The following is a 22,030-nucleotide window of genomic DNA, read 5'->3' as shown; positions in this document are numbered from 1 at the left end:
AATAAATTGACAGAAAATTTAAACAACAAACCAGGAGGTTCTTTTTAATGAAAACTTCACTATCCGCTAAGGAAACGACGGCGATTGGACTTATGCTGTTCGCCCTCTTTTTCGGAGCGGGAAATATGATTTTTCCTCCCCAGCTCGGTCAAGCTGCCGGAGAGAATGTTTGGCCGGCTATCATCGGATTCTTGCTGACAGGCGTCGGTCTTCCGCTGCTCGGCGTCATCGCGGTTGCTCTAAAAGGGAGTGCAAAAGGCCTAGCTGACAAAGCCCATCCGGTCTTCGGCACGATATTAATCGTCAGCATTTATTTGACGATCGGACCTTTGTTTGCTATTCCGAGGACAGGAAATGTTTCATACGTGATAGCGGTGGAGCCGTTTTTAGGGAAACATTCATCAAGTCTTTATCTGTTTATCTTTACCCTGATATTTTTCGGAATCACTTATTTCCTGGCTTTAAACCCAAGCAAGCTTGTTGACCGCATCGGTAAAATTTTAACACCGATATTATTGACTGTAATCGCAATATTAGTCATCAAAGCGTTTATCACCCCGATGGGCAGCATCGGCTCTGTGACAGAGGCCTATCAATCCGCACCTCTGTTTGTCGGATTTTTAGAAGGATATAAAACGATGGATGCGATCGCTTCAATCGTATTTGGAATTGTCGTTATTACCGCGATTAAAGACCGCGGCGTTACAAATCCAAAGTCAATCGCCGCTTCATGCATCAAAGCGGGGATCGTCGCTGCAGTCGGTCTCGGACTCGTTTATGTTTCTCTCGCTTATTTAGGGGCGACAAGTGTTGAAACCGTCGGTTCGCTCAACAACGGCGGCGAAATATTGTCCAAAGCTTCCGCGTATTTATTCGGCTCGCTTGGAAATGCCGTGCTCGGTATCGCGATCTTGTTCGCCTGCCTGACGACGAGCGTCGGACTCGTTTCCTCTTGCGGAGAGTATTTTTCAAAGCTGATTCCGAAGCTCTCTTACAAAGCTGTTGTCATCATCGTGACGCTTTTCAGCCTTGTGATTGCCAATTTCGGACTGACAGAAATCATCTCGTTTTCAGTTCCGATTCTGTCGGCGATTTATCCGCTTGCGATCGTCGTCGTTTTGCTCTCTTTCATTGACAAGCTGTTTGCTGAACGACGCGAAGTCTATATCGGTGCCCTTATCCCGACTGGAATTTTAAGCATCATCGACGGATTAAACGCGGCGAAAATTCCGCTGGGTCCGGTAAACGATATCTTAAAAGCGAACATCCCGCTGTTCAGCATGGGTGTCGGCTGGGTCATTCCGGCTGTTATCGGCGCGGTGATCGGTTACATTGTGACATTTTTCATCGCTTCGCCGAAAGACAAATTAAAGAAAGTCAGCTGATCTTTGAAAAACCGGCTCTGTTTTTAAACAGGGCCGGTTTTTTTATTTTTCATTGCAGCTATAGACAAAAAAACCCGACACGCCTTTTCACGTGCCGGGTTTTTGCTCTATTCAGGCTGCTTCGCGTCCGCTGCAAGCCGGGCAACTGCTCCCGGCGACGCTTTTTCGACCGCTCTGGCGGCAATGTCGTAAGCCTCTTCATACTGATATGCATAAAAACTTTTTTCTGCTTCTTTGAGCTGTTCGGAAAGAATCCGGTCCTGGCTTCTGAAGCGGTTGCCATATTGGATGATGCGTTCGATCAGCAAAACCATTTCAACCAGTTCATCCGTCTTTGTTTTCACTTCTGTGACAAGCTGTTCCGCCTCTTGAAGGCGTTCGTTCACCGCATCCATGTTCAGCGGCAGCTCATTCAGCTGTTCTGTCACTTTCTGCACAGTCGTCTGCGACTGCCGGATCTTTTCGGTTATGGCTTCCGGAATCCCTGGAACATTGCTTTTCTCCAGGCTCCGCGCCGTATCCTTGATCGTCTGCTTTAATTGCTTGAGAAGCTCTCTTGCCTGAAGCTCTTCTTTTCTCAGCATTTGCAGCATGTCCCTGTATTCGTCATGCTCCCGTTGAGCGGCTTCCATCTGCTTTTCGATATCCGCAAGCTCTTCCTTTAACAGCGAGTAGGCGACATGTTTCTGATCAAGCCTTTCTTTCACTTGTTCGAACTGCTTTTCGATCATTTCAAGGCGCTTTTCGTATGACTGCTGTTTCTCCAGTTCTCCGGTTGTCAGTCTGTAGCCTTTCTTGACGAGTTCGGTTTCAGCTTCGGTATCCTTTTTGGAGGCTTCAAGCTTTTCCAATGCAGCGGCAAGCTCAGGCACTTTCCCAAAAATTTCCTTCCCTGCTTCGACTTCATGCTCAAGCTGGTTATACAGCGTTTGGATCGTTTCATCAATCATCTGCACGATTGCGGCGGCTTCTTCTAAATCAAGTTCGTCCAAAAGCGCACCTTCAGCACGCTTCAATTCTTTCAAAAGGTTTTCGAGCTCCTTCTCCACTTGAATATGATCGAGCTTGTACCCTTTATCGATCATTTCCTGATAGCCGGCTTTCAATTTGGCGAGTTCCTGCGGAACGGTCTGCTTGCAGCTTGCAAGCAGTTTCGGCACATCGTCTATGTATGATTGAAGCTCTTCAAGCAAACGGTCTTGGGCGAGCAGCACCTTTCTGGCTTCTATATAATTTCCGCCTTCTGTTTCCTCTTCAAACTGTTTAATGCCTTCCCACACGGTATCGAGGTCGGTTTCAATTTTCTCATAGAGGTCTCCGTACAGGTGACTGTATGCCAAAAGGTTTTTCCGCACTTTTGTATACCGTTCTTTTACCTCTTCGATTTCTTTGCGGTTCTGCTCTTCGCTCGAGACAAGATCGGCGATTTCCTTTAAGATGTCTTCAATGTTGGATTCAGCCGCTGATAAAAGATTCTCAATATGCGCGAGCACCTGTTTCGATTTTTGAAAACGGTATTTGTCGGCGCAATCCTCGGCTTCAAACAGAAGCTCTTCGACTTTGGGCATATGCGAGGTGACGATTTCATCCCATTCCCGGCGCCACCTTTCAAAGAATTCCTCAGTCTGCCCCGTCATTTTCAGATGCTTGATTTTTGACATCTCTTCCACGATCGATCGGTTCATGATTTCGATTTTCCAAGCTTCTAAACGGTCGATCTCTTTATATATATTTTTTCTGAATAAGTAGCCCGTAGCGAATAAGATTAAAAATAACGCCAGTAAGCCAATGACAAACTCCATAATGAGCCCCCTTGCTGTTTATCTGTTCTGTCAGGGTATGTATTTGAAATTGTTATGTAAAAATGAAGTTAAACTATCGTTTTCATTGTTCTTATGATACCATGTAACCAACATTTTTTGAGCAGAATTTTTAATTTTTTTACATCAAAGTGACAACATCTGACTATTTTTTTACGGGGTGACATCATGCTGAAACGAGACGGTCATGTTCATTCTCCCTTTTGTCCGCACGGATCAAAAGACGAATTCAGATATTATATAGAAGAATTATGCAAAAAAGGCTTCCGATCCGTATCCTTCACCGAGCATGCGCCGCTTCCGCCTTCATTCATGGATCCGACCCCGGAGAAAGACAGCGCCATGCCGATCTCCGAGCTGGACCGCTATATTGAACGGCTGACCGAACTGAAGGAAGAGTACAAAGGACAGCTCGACGTTTTAATCGGTCTTGAAGTCGATTATATCCGCACCTTTGAACACGAAACGAAAGCTTTTCTCGATCAATACGGCACGCATCTTGACGACAGCATTCTTTCCGTTCATTTTTTGCCGGCCGGATCATCGCACATCTGCCTTGACTACGATGAAAAAGCGTTTCAGCAGCTGATCGGCTGCTACGGCAGCACAGAACAGGTCTATCTCGCCTATTATGACGAAATTTATTCTTCCATTGTATCACCGCTGGGAGCATTTAAGCCAAAACGAATCGGCCACATTACGCTTGCGAAAAAATTTGTGAAGCTGTTTCCGTATTCGATGTCAGAAAGCGTCAGAAAATCGGTCTCCTCCTGTTTGGATGAAGCCGCAAAGCGCGGATACGAACTTGACTTTAATACGTCCGGCCTCCGCAAGCCTTATGCAGGCGACGTCTATATGGAAGAATGGATGATAAAAGAAGCGGAACAAAAAAACATCCCGCTTGTCTTTGGGTCTGATGCCCACCAAGCAGAGGATGCCGGATTTGGTTACGAACATTTTGAGAGCCGCTTGGCTAAATAACGGCGGCTTGCCGACCTTCTCTGTACAACAGACTGAGAAGCCATGTTTTGACTTCCTTGTAATACGCCTGATAAAAGTACGGCTCGTGCGGCTGTACATACAGCACTTCTGAAATATATTGAGGCTGCAGATAAGGCATCATTAAAAGCGACTTCAGCTGAATCATAAAATGGGAAAGGGGAAAACGGGAAAATTCATTGTCCTCATTTCCCTTTTCAATGATCAGGTGGAGAATGTACTTTTCTTTTGTTAAATATGTCGACATCACTTCGCGATTCAGTGTGGAATCAATCGTGACTTCGCGATAAACAAACCGAGTTAATTGACGGTGCTCATGCTGATACGATAGAATATCAAAAACCAATTGAAGAAGGCAATCCGTTGCACCTGCATCCGGAAGGCGTTCATAACCCTTTTCAAGGACTCTTAAATAGCCTTCATAAAAACGGGATATCAAATGCTCCATTAAACCGCCTTTTCCATTAAAATAATAGGAGATGTGGGCGACATTGACATTGGCTGCTCGGGCAATTTCGCGGACGGATGTTCCTGAAAAACCTTTTTGGTTGAACAGCTCCACGGCAGATTCGATGATCCTGTCCTTCGTGGTTGAAATAGCGTTTGATCCCATCTTGTTTCACCCCTTCTTACTTAAAACAATTCCACTTCAAGCGGAATTGTTCCTGTAAAAAGTGCTCGACAAATAGCATCACGGCAAGCGTGTTTTTGCCATTTCAAAGAAAAAGCGAGGGAAATTATCATGTTTCATGTCGAAAAAACAGAAGGCAGCAAAGAAAAAAAATACGAGCTTCTCCTCAAACAGATCGATGCGCTGACAGAAGGCGAACCTGATATGATCGCCAATACAGCAAACGCCTCCGCTCTTTTATATCAATCATTGGAAGACATCAACTGGGCGGGTTTTTATTTTGCCAAAGACGGCGAGCTTGTGCTCGGGCCGTTCCAGGGACTTCCTGCATGCGTAAGAATCCCGTTCGGGAAAGGCGTCTGCGGCACCGCTTATACAAACGGCCGGGTCGAGCGCGTTGAAGATGTGAACGCGTTCCCCGGACACATTGCGTGTGATGCGGCATCCCAATCCGAAATCGTAGTTCCGCTTGAAGTTGACGGGAACATCATCGGGGTGCTCGATATCGACAGCCCGATTAAAAACCGCTTCGATGAAACAGATGAGTATTATTTGAAAAAGTTCACAGAGATGCTTGGAGAGCGTTTAAGCGAAAAGAGCCGGTAAATCCGGCTCTTTTTTAATGTGTCATAAACCTGTTTTTCCCGTTTCGCTTTGCATTGTACAGCGCGACATCCGCCTCTTTAAAAAGGCAGGTTAAAGATTTCGGACGATCTTGAGACCAATTGGATACCCCGCACGAAATCGTCACCTTTGGATCAGTGCATTCCCTGACAAGCGTAATCAGCCTCTCAGCAAGCATTTTACCGGTGTTCAGCCCTGCTTTCGGCAAGTATACCGCAAGCTCTTCTCCTCCCCACCTTGCTGCGACGTCCTGGTCGCGGATGTTTCGCTGGATCACCCTGGCGACTTGAATGAGAATATCATCGCCTTTCTGATGGCCGTACGTATCGTTAATCTGTTTAAAATCATCGATATCAATCAATACGAGTACGCCGCTCTCATCCGCTTTCATACTGTACCCGATTTTTTCATCGAAATAGCTTCTCGAGTAAAGCTCTGTCAAACGGTCTGTTTGAACAAGATACTTCAGCCGGTCGCGCAGCATCAAATTCGACACGGCGAGCGTGGAATGCCTGATCAGCGTCTGAAACAGCTTAAACATTTCAAATGAAAAAGAGCAGACGTTTTTTTTCAATACGATGACAAATCCTTTGTTTTCATTATTCTCCAGCATCGGAACGCCCATTAATGAAGCATAACCGTCATTTCCAAAAAACGAAGAACCGTTTCCGACAAATACCCCGTTTTCCTCTGAAATCTTTTCTTTAACATAGCGGATATATGGAAGGGCCGCATCCGTCTGAAAAAAACTGGTGCTTCCCGGCAGCAGGGTTTCCTCGTCCAAATGATTTTTATAAAAAAAGCCCACCTCTTCGGCGCCAAATGAACTGATCAGCCTTTCGGACAAACTCTTCATCATATCAGGGAGGCGTTTCGTCCGGTTCAGCTGATGCGATGTTTCATTAATCAGCTCCAAATTTGAAATCATATTCTGCGACTGTTCGTAAAGCCGGGAATTTTCAAATGCTTTCCCTGCCGCATTCGAAATAATGCATATATCCGCTGCCGTATCGGCAGCCCCTGGTCCAAAAGCCTTCAAAACGCCATACGTTCCCTGCCGGCCTTTAATCGGAATGTAAACTTCCGATTCATTTTTGCTCTTCGCCTGTCCTGATAAGTATGCCTCCAAGGCGAAAGAATCGGTCGATTCGCTTTGCACATCTAACTCTATCGCAGGAAGGCTGATGTATTGGTCCTCGTCGTATGACAAGAAAAGACAATATGCCAAAAAAGGAAAAACATCCCTTAAACTTTCAACCATTGTCTTGAGCACCTGCTCCTGATCCATCAGCTCATGCAGCAGCGCCGTCTTTTCATAAATCTTTGTTTTATTGAGCTCCTCATGAAATAATGCATCAAGTTTCAGACAATGCATTAAAAACAGGCGGATGGATTCAGCAAGACGTTCTGGTACTTTATGATTCTTTTGACACAAAAGTTCTATATATTTGCTGTTTTCTTCTATTGTTATAATGATATAATAATCATTAACTCGGCTGATCTGGCCGCTTTGGCCGTTCGCTCCCTGCGGTCTTGAAGAAGGACGCAATGTAAGAGATATAAACGAAAAAAATGACTCTGCTGCCGCTTTTAGCCAGGCAACAGAGTCATCGTACGAGACGGCCGGCTTTTTTAAAAGAAATTGGAACAGCTTCTGATGAAAAGACAGATATAGGTCTTCAGTTTGTTTGTTCATGGTCATCACCTTAAAAAAATCCGTTTTATGTATTTTATTTTCCTGATTATATCATAAAAAACAGGACTTTATACTTATTGATGATTCAGGCTCTTTGGGACAGTCCATGAATGGTTGACTTTGCACAGCGGACATTATATAATCTTCTTTGTGTGAAATAATGCAGCCTTTTTGTTCTGCTTCTGTGTTTCATTTTGTTCCTTATCTATTAAGGTGTATCGTGTAACTCTTTGCTGCTGGAGCGAGGATACATGAAAACAAAATGGACATGGCTGAATTGAACAGATGGGTTTTATTTTCACAAAAATAAAACCAAAGGAGGAGTCACATTATGGCTCGCTATACAGGTCCAAGCTGGAAATTATCCCGCCGTTTAGGCATCTCTTTGAGCGGTACGGGTAAAGAATTAGAAAAACGTCCTTACGCACCAGGTCCTCACGGTCCGGGACAGCGTAAAAAACTATCAGAATATGGTTTGCAATTGCAAGAAAAGCAAAAGCTTCGCCATATGTACGGTGTGAACGAACGCCAATTCCGCAACCTTTTTGACAAAGCTGCGAAAATGGCTGGTAAACACGGTGAAAACTTCATGATTCTTCTTGAAGCACGTCTTGACAACATCGTTTACCGTCTTGGCCTAGCGCGCACTCGCCGCCAAGCACGCCAATTGGTAAACCACGGTCACATTCTTGTTGACGGAAGCCGCGTTGACATTCCGTCTTACCAAGTTAAACCTGGCCAAACGATTTCACTTCGTGAAAAATCTCAAAACCTTTCTGCAGTTAAAGAAGCGGTTGAAGTGAACAACTTCGTTCCTGAATACCTGACTTTTGACGCTGAAAAGCTTGAAGGTTCACTAACTCGCCTTCCAGAGCGTTCTGAGCTTCCTGCTGAGATCAACGAAGCATTGATCGTTGAATTCTACTCTCGTTAATAGAAAATGCTCTTTAAAGAGCATTGGCAAAAACCCTGGAATTGTTGATATATCAGCGATTCTAGGGTTTTTTGTTGTATTCTTCTTCCACCGTTGATTCGGGGAGATTGCGGGCTGTTGATAAGCCGGGAATAAAACGGACCCAGCTCATAAGCGTCAAGTTTTTAATAGATGATCTTTCTTGCAAGATACCTCCTCACAAGCAAGATATGACAAACGTCTCCTTTTCTCTTATGCATATATTCGGTAAAATCAAATCGTTGGTTAAAGAATGAAAACGGAGGAGTGACCAACAAATGCTTATGTTTTTTGGTAAGTTTCTCTTGTTCTACTTGTTCTGTTTAGCTGCATTCGCCATTTTCAAAGTCATGTACTACAATATCAGCAAAAAATGGGTTGCAAAGACTGAAGATGGCACTAAATTGAATTGGGCTTTGAATGTCTTTGTTAAACACGGTAAGAAAATGGACAGCAACGACTGCTTTGTGATGGGGGTGTTAGCGGGATGGTGTGCGATTTATTTATAAAAAACTCCCGGAAGGCTTCGATGAGGGCTAAGATCCGTCCCGCGATACGAGGGGCATGAACTTCAGTGACTGCTTTTGTTTTAGCCTCGCCCATTTGACTGTCTCCGGTATCTCAAAACCATCTTGAATCGTCACTGAAATTGATATGCCAAACAATCTTCGGAAATACGGGCATCTCTCATTAAAAATCAAGTTAACAGTCGTTCCCCTTCGGTCTTCTTCAGACTATAAAAAACCCCAATCGCCAGATGATTGTCTAACAATTGGGGTGCAATTTACGATACATTTACTTTTGGATCTGGTCCATATTGATTTTCTTTTGTTTCGCCAGCCTGACAGTAAAAAATCAGCAGAATGACAGCACCGATAATCGGCAACAAGCCAATTAAAATCCACCAGCCGCTTCTTCCGGTATCATGCAGCCTGCGGACATTGACAGCCAAAGAAGGCACCAAAACAGCCAACTGATAAATTAAGATCAGGACGTACCCGAGGAATCCACCGCCATACCCGATGATATATCCTACTTGATATCCATCATATCCTTCCGCTGTCATGATTCCTGAAATAAATAAACTTACGATCATTACTGTTAAGATAAATAAAATAAAACATATGATACCGTTAAACAAATGAAACAACCAATATTCCTTTCGTCTTGCTCTCCCTTCAAAATTCGCATAATTCCTCAAGCCTTTCCAAAACCACTTCATACAAGTTCCTCCATTGTCAAATCTATAAATTTGCGAAAAACATATGAATTATACCATAAAATATCATTATCAACCATTTATTTGAAGGATGCTCCCAAGTCATCTTAGAGGAACATTTTTTTAATTGGAATTTGAGCTTGTGCCTTTTCAAAATTTCAGTTCTCATTTCACCATTGCTTCTGTATAATATGAATCATCCATTTCGCCTCTGTAGCTCTAGAAGGGAAGAGCGCCGTAAAACATTGTAGGAACGGGTCGCAAGGCAAGGGTTTCAGAAGCACCGAAAAGCAAATAGCTGAGACAGGTGGAATTCCTGTCGGTGAAAGTCCGTAGGGAAGCGTGTTCTCCCCTAGCCTATGCTTACGAGAGGAGTGCGGGTTCGAATCCCGCCGGAGGCATTGTTCTTTGTTCTCGAAGAAGAAGCCAAAAAAACAGACAGAAATTCACTGTCTGTTTTTTACGGCTTTAATCTGTCATATATTCCATCATCCGGCACAGGCATACGAGAGGAGAGGACATTCCTTTTTCCTGTATGAAGCTCTTCAATTCTTCCCGTGCATATGTCTGGAAATCAATGGGTCGGCTTGATCCAGCACTATCTTCTTTCATGATGACGGGAGACCCGGCTTCAAAGTATTGATTGTACCCTTCGTTAACGGCTATGATGTCCGGCTGATGCGCGGAAATTTCTTCGCGGAACACCTTCATACCAAGGGGGCCCTAAAGACCCTCTACTTCAGCCACTTTGCTGCATTTTCCGTCTGATTCAATTGATTGTATCCGTCAGCTGACTGCTGCGCCTCTTGTTTTCGTTCCGTTTCCAGCTGCTTGTTGTAATCTTCCATAAACTTTTCTTTCGCCGCAATGAACAGGTTCATGCTACATTCCTCCCTCTTCAACGATGAAAATGCTCTACCTATTACATCTATATTTTTGACATTTCCTGAATGAACATACATGAAACATACGGACACAAAAAAACCCTTGCCGTTTGGCAAGAGCTTTTTGATTATTTATAAGTCAGCAGGAAGTATTTCTTTTTACCGCGGCGAATGACGGTAAACTGTCCTTCGATGCGGTCGTCGCCGGTGAGGACGTCCGCAACATCGGTGCGGCGCTCGCCGTTAACGTATACCGCGCCGTTTGTGATATCTTCGCGCGCCTGGCGTTTAGACGGAGACAGCTTGGATTGGACGAGCACCTCAACAAGAGGCAGTTCATCCGCTTTCTCAAGTTCCATGGAAGGAACCCCTTTAAAGCCGACCTTCACTTCTTCAGCAGTCAGCTGTTTAATATCTCCGCTGAAGAGTGCTTTTGAGATGTTGACAGCCTGCTCAAACGCTTCACGGCCGTGTACAAGAACGGTCACTTCTTCGGCGAGGCGCTTTTGCGCTTCGCGTTTTTCAGGCGCCGTCTCTGCTTTTTCAGCGAGATCTTCAATTTCTTCTTTGGACAAGAAAGTGAAGTATTTTAAGTATTTCACGACATCCCTGTCGTCGGTATTGATCCAGAACTGATAAAACTCATATGCCGATGTCTTCTCTTTATCAAGCCAGATCGCGCCGCCTTCCGTTTTTCCGAACTTCGTGCCGTCTGCTTTTGTCACAAGCGGAATCGTCAATCCGAAAGCTTTTGCATTCTCTTCAGATTTGCGGATGAGCTCGAGGCCTGACGTGATATTGCCCCACTGGTCACTTCCGCCGATCTGCAGCTTGCATTCCTGGTTTCTGTACAAATTCAAGAAATCGAGAGACTGTAGGATCATGTAGCTGAATTCAGTATAAGATATGCCCGTCTCGATTCTGGAGCTTACCGTATCTTTGGCAAGCATGTAATTGATTCCAAAGTTTTTGCCGACATCGCGCAGGAAATCAATGACGTTCATTTTGCCGATCCAGTCATAGTTGTTCGCCATAATCGCCGGATTTTTTTCAGCTTCAAAATCCAGGAAACGCGAAAGCTGGTTTTTGATTTTCTGCGACCATTCGCGGACGATTTCTTCATTGTTCAGCGTGCGCTCCGCTTTCTTTCCGCTCGGATCGCCGATCAGGCCCGTCGCTCCGCCTACGAGCGCAATCGGACGATGTCCGGCCAGCTGAAAGCGGCGAAGCATTAATATCGGCAACAGGTGTCCGATATGCAGACTGTCAGCTGTCGGATCAAATCCGGAGTATAAGCTGATTTTTTCTTTATCCAGCAGTTCTCTCAAGCCTGCTTCATCGGTTTGCTGCTGAATCAGTCCCCTGAAGGACAAATCATCAAGTAAGTGTGTCATCATCATTTAGCTCCTTTTTTCCAAAAATAAAACGCCCCTTCGCAAAAACGAAGGGACGATAAAAATCGCGGTACCACCCTGCTTAAAAGAACGCATGGCCGCGCTCTTTTCACTCTCAATGATAACGGAAAAGCTTCCGTTCTTCTGCTACACAAAGCCCGGGAGACTTTTTTCGCAAAAGCGGTTCGTGAGTGTAATTCAAACCATCCATATGTGCTGATTTTCACCGGCCATCAGCTCTCTAAGACAGGGAAGGATGCGTTTTACTGATCTCAGTCTTCACCTTTTGAATATTCGACTAAATCTTTTTTAACATAATATTTTTGCATTGTCAATGAGACATCAGTCTTCCATCGATGAGAGATCGCCTGCCGGAAGGTTCAGCTCCCAAGCTTTCAGGACGCGTCTCATGATCTTTCCGCTTCTTGTTTTCGGCAGTTTATCCTTGAATTCGATTTCCCTTGGCGCGGCGTGTGCGGCCAAACCTTGTTTCACGAACTGCCTGATTTCTTCTTTTAACGAATCTGACGGTTCATAACCGTCCCTCAAGGCGATAAATGCTTTAATAATTTCACCGCGGACGGGATCCGGTTTGCCGATGACGCCTGCTTCAGCGACAGCTTGATGTTCAATAAGCTTGCTTTCGACTTCAAACGGGCCGACGCGCTCGCCCGATGTCATGATGACATCGTCGATCCTTCCCTGGAACCAGAAGTATCCGTCTTCATCCATGTAGGCGGAATCTCCTGACACATACCAATCCCCCGGCATAAAATAGGAGCTGTATTTTTCAGGATTGTTCCAGATTGAATGCATCATCGACGGCCAGCCTTTTTTAATGGCGAGATTTCCCATTCTGTAAGGAGGCAGTTCATTTCCCTGGTGATCGACGATTGCAGCCTCTACGCCTGGAATCGGCTTGCCCATCGATCCCGGTTTAATTTCCATGCACGGGTAATTGCAGATGAGCTGCGCTCCTGTTTCGGTCATCCACCATGTATCATGAATCCGGTTGCTGAAGACTTTATGCCCCCATCTGATGACTTCAGGATTTAACGGCTCCCCTACGCTTAAAATATGCCGTAATGAGCTCAGATTATATTTGTTTACGAGATCGTCGCCAGCACCCATCAGCATCCGAAAAGCCGTTGGCGCGCTGTACCATACCGTCACTTCCATTTTTTCAATCGTTTCGTACCATGCTTCGGGACTGAATCTGCCGCCTACGACAACATTCGTTGCTCCATTCAGCCATGGACCGAAGATCCCGTAGACCGTTCCGGTAACCCAGCCTGGATCAGCCGTGCACCAATAAATGTCATCGTCGTGCAGATCAAGAACCCATTTGGCTGTTTGATAATGCTGAATCATTGCTTTGTGGACGTGGAGAACCCCTTTTGGCGCGCCGGTCGAACCCGATGTATAGTGAAGCAGCATCCCGTCTTCCTGATCCATCCATTCAATCTCAAGATCAGTATCTGCTTCAGCCGCTTTCGCGTAATAATCGATGACAGCCCCTTCTTCCTTTACGCCTTCTCCAACGACAATGATTGATTCAAGATCCGGAAGTTCGCCGGCCGGCACCCGTTCAAGCAATTCCGGCGTCGTCACGATAACCTTCGCTCCGCTGTTTAAAAGCCTGTCTTTGACAGCGCCTTCCATAAATGCTTCAAACAACGGCCCGACGATCGCTCCCAATTTGACAGCGCCGAGAAGAATAAAATAAAGCTCGGGTGATCTCGGCATAAAAACAAACACACGGTCTCCCTTTCCCACATTGGCATGCTGCTTTAAGACATTCCCGGCTTTATTCGTTTCATTTTTCATCTCTCTGAAGGTGTACTTTTCTTCGCGGACCGGATCTTTGTAGTAAAATGCCACTTTATTTTTCAAATTTGACTCAGCGTGGCGGTCGATCGCTTCATAAGCTGCATTGATTTTTCCCGTTTTGTGCCATGAAAAATGTTTTTCGGAATCCTTCCAGTCAAATGTCCGGTATGCTTCATCATAGTCTTTCAAGTTGTAGTTTCCCTTTTCTGCTGGCAACGCTTTCAATTCCATGCCCATCCCCCTTTGTTCGCTCATCAAAATATATTATAGTATAGATTTTTTATTTTCTCAATTTTTAAAAAATACTCTTCCATCCTATGAAAACGCTTAATATTTTGGTATGTTATGTATAAAAGACTTCAACTAAGATGTAAGGCGGTGGATACGTGGAGCATCACAAAACTTATCATGCCAAAGAATTGCAGACAGAGAAAGGCTCCGTGCTGATAGAGGGCCCTATCAGTCCCGAAAAACTCGCACAATATGAATTTCACAACGAGCTTACAGCCTTTCGCCCATCTCAAAAACAACATGAAGCATTAATCGAAATCGCAGGGCTTCCCGAAGGACGGATCATCATCGCCCGTTTCCGGCAAACCATTGTCGGCTATGTGACATATGTTTATCCAGACCCGCTTGAAAGATGGTCTGAAGGAAACATGGAAAATTTAATTGAGCTTGGAGCCATCGAAGTCATTCCGGCGTTCAGGGGTCACTCTGTCGGGAAGACGCTGCTTGCGGTCAGCATGATGGATCCGCAGATGGAAAAATATATCATCATCACGACTGAATATTACTGGCATTGGGATCTAAAGGGGACTAATAAAGATGTTTGGGAATACAGAAAGATGATGAAGAAAATGATGAATGCCGGAGGGCTTGTCTGGTTTGCGACAGACGATCCGGAAATCAGCTCCCATCCCGCCAACTGTTTAATGGCCCGCATCGGAAAAGAGGTCAGTCAGGAGTCGATCGAGCGTTTTGACAGACTCAGATTCCACAATCGTTTTATGTATTAAGGGAGCAAAGGGGACCTGAATATGATTGTTGAAAAAATCATGAAACGGGATGTTGTGACACTTTCCAGAACGGATACGATTGAAGAAGCGATCAAACGCATGCGAACATTTCATATTAAACACCTTCCCGTCATCAATGAACGGGGAACGGTCATAGGCATTGTCACGGACAGGGACGTCAAAACAGCAAGTCCGAGTATTTTTGCCCAAAACAGATCTGACGAAGATTTAAAAAAGCCGGTGGAACTGATTATGTCAAAAGAAGTGATCACCGGTCACCCGCTTGATTTTGCCGAAGAAATATCAGCTGTTTTTTTCGAACACGAAATCGGCTGCCTCCCGATCGTAAAAAACGGGAAGCTTGTCGGCATTGTGACAAAATCCGATTTGCTGCATACGTTCGTCCAGCTGACAGGAGCCCATTTTCCAGGCTCCCAAATCGAAATCAAAACCAATCATATCGCCCGTAGCCTCGCTGATATCAGCGCCATTTTCAGCAGGCGCCAAATCGCCATATTGAGCGTGCTCGTATATCCCGGTGATGAAGATGATTCGAAAATACTCGTGTTTCGCGTTCAAACGATGAATCCCGCCTCTATCATCAAAGACGTGAAGTCCAAAGGGTATCAGGTTCTTTGGCCGGCTGTTCAAAGGGATTTGCCATGAAGGACAGCGTATTTATTTTTTCTCCCTCTTACCAAACCTATCAATTTCATCAAGATCACCCGTTTAATCAGCTGCGAGTCTATGTAACATACGATCTTTTGAATACGGTCGGCGCATTTGAACCGGGAGAAACGATTGCTCCGCGCATAGCGACAGAAGCCGAGCTCGGCCTTGTTCACACAGGCGATTATATCAAGGCCGTCCAGCTTGCAGGGGCGGGAAAACTCCCGGCAGCCGAAAGCGAAAACTACGGGCTTGGAACAGAAGATACCCCTGTCTTTGCCGGGATGCACGAAGCCGCCTCCCTTTTGGTGGGCGGAACACTGACAGCTGCAGACTATGTCATGACGGGCAAAGCAAGACACGCCCTCAATCTCGGAGGCGGGCTTCACCACGGATTCAGAGGAAGAGCTTCAGGATTTTGCGTCTATAACGACAGTTCAGTTGTGATACGATATTTGCAGAAAAAATATCATGCGAAGGTTTTATATATTGATACGGACGCCCATCACGGCGACGGGGTGCAGTTTACGTTCTATGATGATCCTTCCGTGTGTACCGTCTCGATTCATGAAACCGGCCGCTACCTTTTCCCGGGAACGGGGCAAGTACAGGAAAGAGGTCATGGCGAAGGCTACGGCTACGCTTTTAATATCCCGCTCGATGCCTTCACAGAAGATGAGTCTTTTCTTGAATCCTACCGGACGGCTGTTTCTGAAATAGCCGAGTTTTTCAAACCGGACGTTATTTTGTCGCAAAACGGAGCTGACGCGCATTACTACGATCCGCTGACACACTTGTGCACGACGATGAAGATTTACGAAGAGATTCCAAAGCTCGCTCACGAACTTGCACACACCTATTGCAACGGAAGATGGATCGCTGTCGGCGGAGGCGGGTACGACATTTGGCGCGTCGTACCGAGGGCATGGGCAAGAATCTGGCTTGAAATGAAAGGAATGAAACCTGAGGATAAGATGCCTGAAAAATGGCTGAAAAAGTGGGGGAAGCAGGCATCTGTCCGACTTCCTGCCAACTGGTCCGACCCGGCAGATTTGTATCCTCCGATTCCAAGAAAATCCGAAATAACGGAAAAAAACGCCCAAACCGTTGCCAAAGCTCTTTATCCGATTCGCTCTGCCAAGCGCGCCACTTAATGCAAAAAATCCCGGCGTACAGAAAAGGCCTTGCTTTTATGCAAGACCTTGCTTTCTTCTCATTTATTTTTTTGCGATGACAATTTCGACGCGCCTATTTTCCTTCATATGGCTCTCTGTGCGGTTGTCCTTGACCGGTTTTGTATCGGCATAACCGATGGCAAGAAAACGTGAAGAGTCGAGCTTTTCTTTCGACGTAAAGTAGCCGATCACAGTGCTCGCCCTTGCCGCAGAAAGCTCCCAATTGGATGGAAAACGGTAAGTCGAAATCGGGCGGCTGTCCGTATGCCCCTCCACACGGATCGGGTTGGACACTGATTTGAGAAGGACGGCGATTTTATGCAAAAGCGGGTGAGCCTGGTCTTTCAGATCCGCTTTTCCCGAATCAAACAAAACCGCTTCCTGAAGGACGAGGATGATGCCCCGTTCATCACGCTTGGCCGCTATCAAACTTGACAGTTCATTTTTTTCAATATAGTCGTTGATTTTCTTTAATAAATCTTCTTGGCTTTTAGCCGTTTTTTCAGCCTTCTGATCGTCCGCGTTTTCTTTTTTCAGCTCTGCGGCGGATTTGTCGTCGGCCCTGTCTTGAAATGAACCGACTGCTGCTTTAAATTTGTTTAAATCGATTTGCGACATCGAAAACAGTAAAATAAAGAACACGAGGATGAGCGTAATCAAATCCGAAAACGTGATGATCCAGTTTGACGATTTGCGACCCTGCTCGCGCTTTCTTCGTTCATGTCTAAGCTTCATGAGCCCTGTCCTTTTGTTTTATATGATCCGCCCGCTTTTTTGCCCATTCTTCTTTTGAACTGAAAACGACAAGCTGGCTTTCCAGATTTCGCGGATTTCTTCCCGACTGGATGCCGATGATGCCTTCGATCATGACCTGCTTCTTAAAGATTTCATTCTCAGTCTTTTCTTCAAGCTTTGCGGCGATCGGTATAAACAGCATGTTGGCTAAAAGGGATCCGTAAAGCGTCGTCAAAAGGGCGATCGCCATATTCGGACCGAGCGTTTCCGGCTTGTTCAGGTTTTTGAGCATCATGACGAGTCCGACAAGGGTTCCGATCATTCCCCATGCAGGGGCAAATTCCCCCGCTTTTTCAAAGATTCTTCTTCCCTTTCTGTGCCTTTCTTCCATCGCGGCGATTTCCGAGTTCATCACATTACGGATCGTCTCCTCGTCCCATCCGTCGATGGCAAGAAGCAGACCTTTTTTCAAAAACGGGTCTTTCATTTCATTGATATTGGCGTCCAATGATAAAATTCCTTGTTTGCGCGCCTGTTCAGACAGGCTGACAAAGGTTTTGACCAAGTCGCGTACATCGTCTTCTTCCGAAATAAAGACCTGCTTCAGCACAGCCGGCGCTCTTTTTAAATCTTTCGGGGAAAAGCTGATGAAAACAGCTGCACACAATCCGCCCGTCACGATAAAGAAAGACGTCAAATCGATAAACGAATAAAAACCGGAAAGCCCCGCTCCAGAGACAACGCCGATTACTAAAATGAAAATACCCAAAATCAAACCGACCGGTGTCAGATAATCAAATCGTTTCATTTTTTCATAATCTCTCCAGCTCAAGGAAAAGAAAGCAAGCAATTCACGAAAAAAGCTGTGAACACTTGCTTTCTTTCTCGTTTATTTAATCATGATCATTTTGTTGATTGTCTGAGTTCAATGCGATGCGGCAGCTGGACAATATGCTCTTCGACTTCCTCTTTGTTCATCAGCTTTGTCAGAAGTCTCATCGCTACGGCACCGATATCATACGTCGGCTGGACGACAGTCGACAGCTGCGGTCGAACCATTAATGAAAGCCTTGTATTGTCAAAGCCGATCACTTCAAGGTCATCCGGAATAGCCAGTCCTTTATCCTGTGCTGCGTGAATAACGCCGAGTGCCATTTCGTCTGTCGCTGACAGGACGGCCGTCGGTTTTTCATCCAGCTTCATTAGCGCCTCCAGCGCTTCCATTCCTGAATCGTACGTATAATCGCCTTCTGCGACATACTCTTCTTTAAATGTCAGCCCCTTATCCTCAAGCGCTCTTTTAAAGCCTTGAAGTTTTTTCGCTTGATTGACCGGCTCAGTCATAGGTCCTGATACAAACGCAAGGCGCTTATGGCCTTTTTCAATCAGCATGGTAGCCGCATCATAAATCGCCTGTTCATAATCGATCGCAACGGACGGCGTTTCCCCTTTTTCTTCAACAGATGCCGCAAGCACGATCGGAACTGGTGACCGCTTAAACTCCTCCACATGCTCTTCAGTGACATTTCCGCTCATAAAGACGATACCGTCAACTTGTTTTCCCAGCATCGTATTCAAAAGATGAAGTTCTTTGTCCATATTCTGGTCGGAGTTGCTCAAAATAATATTGTACTTGTACATCGTTGCGATATCTTCGATTCCCCTCGCCAGCTCTGAATAAAAGATGCTGGAAATATCGGGAATGATCACGCCGACAGTCGTCGTCTTTTTGCTTGCAAGGCCCCTTGCCACGGCATTTGGACGATAGCCAAGACGCTCGATGGCTTCAAGCACCTTCTTTCTCGTCGTCGGCTTGACGTTCGGATTTCCGTTCACAACCCTGGAAACGGTTGCCATACTTACATTTGCTTCGCGTGCTACATCATATATTGTCACATTACTCATTTTTACCACTCCTTCAACTGGGTACACTTTTCTTTTCCTATAGCATAAACATTTTCATGTAGAGAAATGTCAAAATGTAAAACTTTATGTAAAATAAACAGAACTCAAGTTTACATTATTTTTCATAACCTGCCAAAACAAAAGGGGCTCTCTGAAATTATACACGGTTTTACCTAATATGAAAACGTTCCCTTTATTTTTATAATTAATTTAAATAAGAATAAACAGCTTTTTAATTAAAAATAAGACATTTTTTCGACAATTTTTGATGACAACTAAAAAAAGGACCGCTCGAAAGCGGTCCATAAACGAATCTTATGCTTTTACTTGAACGAGCGGCTTCAGTTCATTTAACCATTTTTCAAATGTCGGGATATCCATTTGCTGAGCAGAGTCGGAAAGCGCGACAGAAGGATCAGGGTGAACTTCGGCCATGACGCCGTCAGCTCCGATCGCAAGCGCTGCTTTTGCTGTCGGAAGCAGCAAGTCGCGGCGTCCGGTAGAATGAGTGACATCCACGAATACAGGAAGGTGAGTTTCCTGCTTCAGGATCGGCACAGCTGAGATATCAAGCGTATTTCTAGTCGCTGTCTCATACGTTCTGATTCCGCGTTCGCAAAGGATGATTTGATCATTGCCCTGTGACATGATGTACTCCGCTGCATTGATGAATTCCTTCAGCGTTGCGGCAAGTCCGCGCTTCAGCAGAACCGGCTTCTTCACTGAACCGGCGGCTTTTAAGAGCTCGAAGTTTTGCATGTTGCGGGCGCCGATTTGGATAACATCAATGTAATCAATGGCTTCTTCAATATGCTGCGGATTCACGATCTCACTGATGACGGCAAGATCATACTCATCAGCAACACGCTTTAAGATTTGCAGGCCTTCAACACCGAGGCCTTGGAAGTCGTACGGGCTTGTACGGGGTTTGAAGGCTCCGCCGCGAAGCAGTTTCAAGCCTTGCTTTTTAGCTGCGGCTGCAACTTCGGCTACTTGCTCATAGCTTTCAACCGCACACGGACCGACGATAAATCTTTGTTCTCCGTCGCCGATCTTTTCGCCTTTCAAATCAACGATCGTATTTTCAGGCTTTTTCTTGCGGGAAACGAGCAGTGCTTTGCTGTGATCGTCTTCCTGAAGCTCAAGTCCAGCTTTGAAAATCTCTTTGAAAATATGCTGGATCGTCGAGTTTTCAAACGGTCCGTCATTATTTTCAATAATTTCGTTCAGCATCGCTCTTTCTCTGACTGGATCGTAGCGGTTGATGCCTTGCGCTTCCTTCGCTTTTCCAATCTCCTGAACGATTCTTCCTCGCTCATTAATCAGCTTTAATATTTGCAAGTTTAATTCATTCGCCTGCTGCCTCAGCAAATCAAGTTCAGTGTTGCTCATGTTATCCATCCTTTCTTTTTAACTTCACCCTCTATGAGAATAAGAATGATTCAATTGATTAGGGTTTATTATAAACAATGTTTCTTAAAATGTCACGAAAAAATTCTTTATTACCAAAACGCTTTTAAGCGATAAAGCATTATATGCAGTTTATCCCTTGCTGTGCGGGTGTTTGTCGGAAGAATAAAAAAAAAGAATCTTGTTTGATTCTTTAACTTGATAACCTGTATATTCTCTGTATTGCGGTTTCGACGCTAAAAACCCTGTCATTCAAGGCAGCCGCCTTATCATCGGCATGTTCGACAATGTTCTCCGTAAATTGTCCGATGTTCTCGATGATCGTTTTCGGGAGCCTCTCCTGTCCTCTTTTCAGTTCATCTATATCTGTTTCAAGCCGATTCAGCCGCTTGTCCATTGCGTTTAAGCGGTTTTCTACTTTGTTTAAGCGCCCGTCTATTTCTTTGAAGCGCTTGTCGATTGCGTTAAAACGCTTATCTACTCCAACGAAGCGTGCGTCCACTTCATCGAAGCGCTTGTCTATCTCAACGAAGCGTGCGTCCACTTCATCGAAGCGCTTGTCGATCTCAGCGAAGCGTGCATCCACTTCATCGAAGCGCTTGTCGATCTCAGCGAAGCGTGCATCCACTTCATCGAAGCGCTTGTCGACCTCAACGAAGCGTGCGTCGATTTTGTCTAAGCGCTTGTCGATTCCATCAAGACGCTGATTGATCGGACTCAATTCTTCTTTTAGAACGGATTGAAGCATGTCCTTTAATTCAGTGTTCAACTCATCACCTCCTGTTTTATTAATTATAACGTACAACCATGGATCAAACGATACATTTTCCTAAAAAGGCATTTCCATGAGGCAAAAGCATCATAACAACATAGAAAACGGCCAAAACGCTATACGTCTTGGCCGTTTTTACCTGCGGATTATCTGCTGTTTTCCGCAAGTGCTTGAGCTGTAATTTGCGAATGGGAGGCGTGCCATTTCACGTTCCCGTTTGTAAAAATGAAGGCTTGAGGACTTTCGTGTTTAATTCCGTACTGCTCAGCGATATAGTTTGACAGCGGTCGGCTTTCCTGCACTTTTAAATAATAAGCCGGTATGTCTTCATGCTGATTGGCGAATGATTCAAATTCTTCAAACGCGCGCCTGCTGATCGGGCATGTCACACTATGTTTCAAAAAGATAAATGTATCGTTGTTTTCTGCAAGCTTTTTAAATTCATCCTCTGTTTGAATGAGCTGTTTCGACACGGTGATCTCCCTTTCCTCCATTATTTCTGGACGGTATCCGCTGTTTCCCTTGCTTCATCTTCTATTTCATTTTTGGCTTCTTCAGCCTGTTCTTCGATTTTAGTCGATGCTTCTTCCTTTAGTTCATCAGCTTTTTCAGCACCTTTGTTTCGCAAGTCTTTGACTTTATCCATGATCTGTGAAGACTGGTCGGCAACAAGCTGTGAAATCGAAGATGTCTTCTCTTTGGCGATGCTGACGTACTCAGAACCTCTCTCCCTCGCTTCGCTTGTGAGCTTTCCGGTCTTATCTTTTAAAACGACAGCCTGATTTCCGAGGTCATCGCGAAGCTCTTTCCCTGACTTCGGTGCTAAAAATAAAGCTGCGGCTGCCCCGATGATTCCGCCTACAAATGTGCCGATTAAAAAATCTTTAGTATTCATTCCATCTTTACTCATA

General features: G+C 45.1%; 24 protein-coding genes and 1 other annotated feature. Of the genes, 8 read left to right on the top strand and 16 right to left on the bottom strand.

Annotated features, from left to right (window positions below; translation table 11 throughout):
• Positions 1 to 47 precede the first annotated feature (47 nt).
• Positions 48 to 1,385, top strand: a complete 1,338-nt coding sequence (gene brnQ / locus M1E03_RS06065; RefSeq protein WP_020452590.1) for a branched-chain amino acid transport system II carrier protein — start codon at positions 48 to 50, stop codon at positions 1,383 to 1,385.
• Positions 1,386 to 1,492: 107 nt separating this feature from the next.
• Here the strand turns inward: brnQ and ezrA are convergent, their stop codons facing one another.
• Positions 1,493 to 3,187, bottom strand: coding sequence for a septation ring formation regulator EzrA (gene ezrA, locus M1E03_RS06060; protein WP_458110724.1), 1,695 nt, complete (start codon positions 3,185 to 3,187; stop codon positions 1,493 to 1,495).
• A gap of 186 nt (positions 3,188 to 3,373) precedes the next feature.
• Here ezrA and hisJ point away from each other — a divergent pair, with 186 nt between their 5' ends.
• Entirely contained in the window at positions 3,374 to 4,186 is an 813-nt protein-coding gene (gene hisJ / locus M1E03_RS06055) for a histidinol-phosphatase HisJ (RefSeq protein WP_020452592.1), read from the top strand.
• On the opposite strand, the gene refZ is transcribed toward hisJ, so the two are convergent.
• Entirely contained in the window at positions 4,179 to 4,817 is a 639-nt protein-coding gene (refZ, locus tag M1E03_RS06050; RefSeq protein ID WP_020452593.1) for a forespore capture DNA-binding protein RefZ, read from the bottom strand. The two genes, hisJ and refZ, sit on opposite strands and share 8 nt — an antisense overlap.
• Before the next feature lie 129 nt (positions 4,818 to 4,946).
• On the opposite strand from refZ, the gene M1E03_RS06045 reads away from it, so the two are divergent.
• Positions 4,947 to 5,441 (top strand): GAF domain-containing protein, encoded by a 495-nt coding sequence (locus M1E03_RS06045; RefSeq protein WP_020452594.1) that lies wholly within the window; start codon positions 4,947 to 4,949, stop codon positions 5,439 to 5,441.
• A 13-nt stretch (positions 5,442 to 5,454) separates the two neighbouring features.
• Here M1E03_RS06045 and M1E03_RS06040 read toward each other — a convergent pair whose 3' ends face one another.
• Positions 5,455 to 7,155, bottom strand: coding sequence for a sensor domain-containing diguanylate cyclase (locus M1E03_RS06040; protein WP_145645871.1), 1,701 nt, complete (start codon positions 7,153 to 7,155; stop codon positions 5,455 to 5,457).
• Positions 7,156 to 7,486: 331 nt separating this feature from the next.
• Between M1E03_RS06040 and rpsD the strand changes: the two genes are divergently transcribed.
• Entirely contained in the window at positions 7,487 to 8,089 is a 603-nt protein-coding gene (gene rpsD / locus M1E03_RS06035) for a 30S ribosomal protein S4 (protein ID WP_020452596.1), read from the top strand.
• A gap of 61 nt (positions 8,090 to 8,150) precedes the next feature.
• Here the strand turns inward: rpsD and M1E03_RS06030 are convergent, their stop codons facing one another.
• On the bottom strand, positions 8,151 to 8,276 hold the full coding sequence (locus tag M1E03_RS06030) for a hypothetical protein (protein ID WP_261379712.1): 126 nt from the start codon (positions 8,274 to 8,276) through the stop codon (positions 8,151 to 8,153).
• 109 nt (positions 8,277 to 8,385) lie between these two features.
• Here M1E03_RS06030 and M1E03_RS06025 point away from each other — a divergent pair, with 109 nt between their 5' ends.
• Positions 8,386 to 8,616: a hypothetical protein gene (locus M1E03_RS06025; RefSeq protein ID WP_065643623.1), complete on the top strand. Its 231-nt coding sequence runs from the start codon at positions 8,386 to 8,388 to the stop codon at positions 8,614 to 8,616.
• A gap of 275 nt (positions 8,617 to 8,891) precedes the next feature.
• Here M1E03_RS06025 and M1E03_RS06020 read toward each other — a convergent pair whose 3' ends face one another.
• The 5 genes from M1E03_RS06020 to acsA all read right to left on the bottom strand — a co-directional run bounded on the left by M1E03_RS06020 (position 8,892) and on the right by acsA (position 13,665).
• Positions 8,892 to 9,329: a DUF805 domain-containing protein gene (locus tag M1E03_RS06020; RefSeq protein WP_026579070.1), complete on the bottom strand. Its 438-nt coding sequence runs from the start codon at positions 9,327 to 9,329 to the stop codon at positions 8,892 to 8,894.
• 465 nt (positions 9,330 to 9,794) lie between these two features.
• On the bottom strand, positions 9,795 to 10,037 hold the full coding sequence (locus M1E03_RS06015) for a hypothetical protein (protein WP_458110723.1): 243 nt from the start codon (positions 10,035 to 10,037) through the stop codon (positions 9,795 to 9,797).
• Positions 10,038 to 10,060: 23 nt separating this feature from the next.
• The gene (locus tag M1E03_RS06010; protein ID WP_165395385.1) at positions 10,061 to 10,207 is read right to left on the bottom strand and encodes a hypothetical protein; all 147 of its coding nucleotides are present in this window, start codon (positions 10,205 to 10,207) and stop codon (positions 10,061 to 10,063) included.
• 131 nt (positions 10,208 to 10,338) lie between these two features.
• The gene (gene tyrS / locus M1E03_RS06005; protein ID WP_023855507.1) at positions 10,339 to 11,604 is read right to left on the bottom strand and encodes a tyrosine--tRNA ligase; all 1,266 of its coding nucleotides are present in this window, start codon (positions 11,602 to 11,604) and stop codon (positions 10,339 to 10,341) included.
• A 48-nt stretch (positions 11,605 to 11,652) separates the two neighbouring features.
• Positions 11,653 to 11,893: a binding site (T-box leader), on the bottom strand.
• Between the two features lie 53 nt (positions 11,894 to 11,946).
• Positions 11,947 to 13,665 carry an acetate--CoA ligase gene (acsA, locus tag M1E03_RS06000; protein WP_458110722.1) on the bottom strand — a complete coding sequence of 573 codons (1,719 nt, stop codon included), beginning with the start codon at positions 13,663 to 13,665 and terminating at the stop codon, positions 11,947 to 11,949.
• Between the two features lie 155 nt (positions 13,666 to 13,820).
• On the opposite strand from acsA, the gene M1E03_RS05995 reads away from it, so the two are divergent.
• From M1E03_RS05995 to M1E03_RS05985, 3 genes are read left to right on the top strand one after another with little or no spacing between them, the layout of a single operon-like run.
• Complete coding sequence (locus M1E03_RS05995) at positions 13,821 to 14,453, top strand: GNAT family N-acetyltransferase (protein WP_458110721.1); 633 nt, start codon at positions 13,821 to 13,823, stop codon at positions 14,451 to 14,453.
• A 21-nt stretch (positions 14,454 to 14,474) separates the two neighbouring features.
• Positions 14,475 to 15,119: an acetoin utilization AcuB family protein gene (locus tag M1E03_RS05990; RefSeq protein WP_458110720.1), complete on the top strand. Its 645-nt coding sequence runs from the start codon at positions 14,475 to 14,477 to the stop codon at positions 15,117 to 15,119.
• Positions 15,116 to 16,276, top strand: coding sequence for an acetoin utilization protein AcuC (locus M1E03_RS05985; RefSeq protein ID WP_095323542.1), 1,161 nt, complete (start codon positions 15,116 to 15,118; stop codon positions 16,274 to 16,276). The genes M1E03_RS05990 and M1E03_RS05985 overlap by 4 nt, the downstream gene beginning before the upstream one ends.
• Positions 16,277 to 16,339: 63 nt before the next feature.
• On the opposite strand, the gene motS is transcribed toward M1E03_RS05985, so the two are convergent.
• The 7 genes from motS to M1E03_RS05950 all read right to left on the bottom strand — a co-directional run bounded on the left by motS (position 16,340) and on the right by M1E03_RS05950 (position 22,029).
• Positions 16,340 to 17,032 carry a flagellar motor protein MotS gene (gene motS / locus M1E03_RS05980; protein WP_144499106.1) on the bottom strand — a complete coding sequence of 231 codons (693 nt, stop codon included), beginning with the start codon at positions 17,030 to 17,032 and terminating at the stop codon, positions 16,340 to 16,342.
• The gene (gene motP / locus M1E03_RS05975; protein WP_020452604.1) at positions 17,022 to 17,840 is read right to left on the bottom strand and encodes a flagellar motor protein MotP; all 819 of its coding nucleotides are present in this window, start codon (positions 17,838 to 17,840) and stop codon (positions 17,022 to 17,024) included. Before motP ends, motS begins: the two co-directional genes overlap by 11 nt.
• 95 nt (positions 17,841 to 17,935) lie before the next feature.
• The gene (ccpA, locus tag M1E03_RS05970; RefSeq protein ID WP_020452605.1) at positions 17,936 to 18,937 is read right to left on the bottom strand and encodes a catabolite control protein A; all 1,002 of its coding nucleotides are present in this window, start codon (positions 18,935 to 18,937) and stop codon (positions 17,936 to 17,938) included.
• A 315-nt stretch (positions 18,938 to 19,252) separates the two neighbouring features.
• Entirely contained in the window at positions 19,253 to 20,329 is a 1,077-nt protein-coding gene (locus M1E03_RS05965; protein ID WP_003184447.1) for a bifunctional 3-deoxy-7-phosphoheptulonate synthase/chorismate mutase, read from the bottom strand.
• 211 nt (positions 20,330 to 20,540) lie between these two features.
• Entirely contained in the window at positions 20,541 to 21,116 is a 576-nt protein-coding gene (locus M1E03_RS05960) for a hypothetical protein (protein WP_234026546.1), read from the bottom strand.
• A gap of 149 nt (positions 21,117 to 21,265) precedes the next feature.
• Positions 21,266 to 21,592, bottom strand: coding sequence for a bacillithiol system redox-active protein YtxJ (ytxJ, locus tag M1E03_RS05955; protein ID WP_020452607.1), 327 nt, complete (start codon positions 21,590 to 21,592; stop codon positions 21,266 to 21,268).
• Positions 21,593 to 21,612: 20 nt separating this feature from the next.
• The gene (locus M1E03_RS05950) at positions 21,613 to 22,029 is read right to left on the bottom strand and encodes a YtxH domain-containing protein (RefSeq protein WP_020452608.1); all 417 of its coding nucleotides are present in this window, start codon (positions 22,027 to 22,029) and stop codon (positions 21,613 to 21,615) included.
• Between the last annotated feature and the right edge of the window lies 1 nt (position 22,030).

It is taken from the genome of Bacillus sp. PK6-013 (assembly GCF_054161445.1).
The sequence above is the reverse complement of the archived record's forward strand: the minus strand, read 5'-3'. Positions and strand labels throughout refer to the sequence as shown.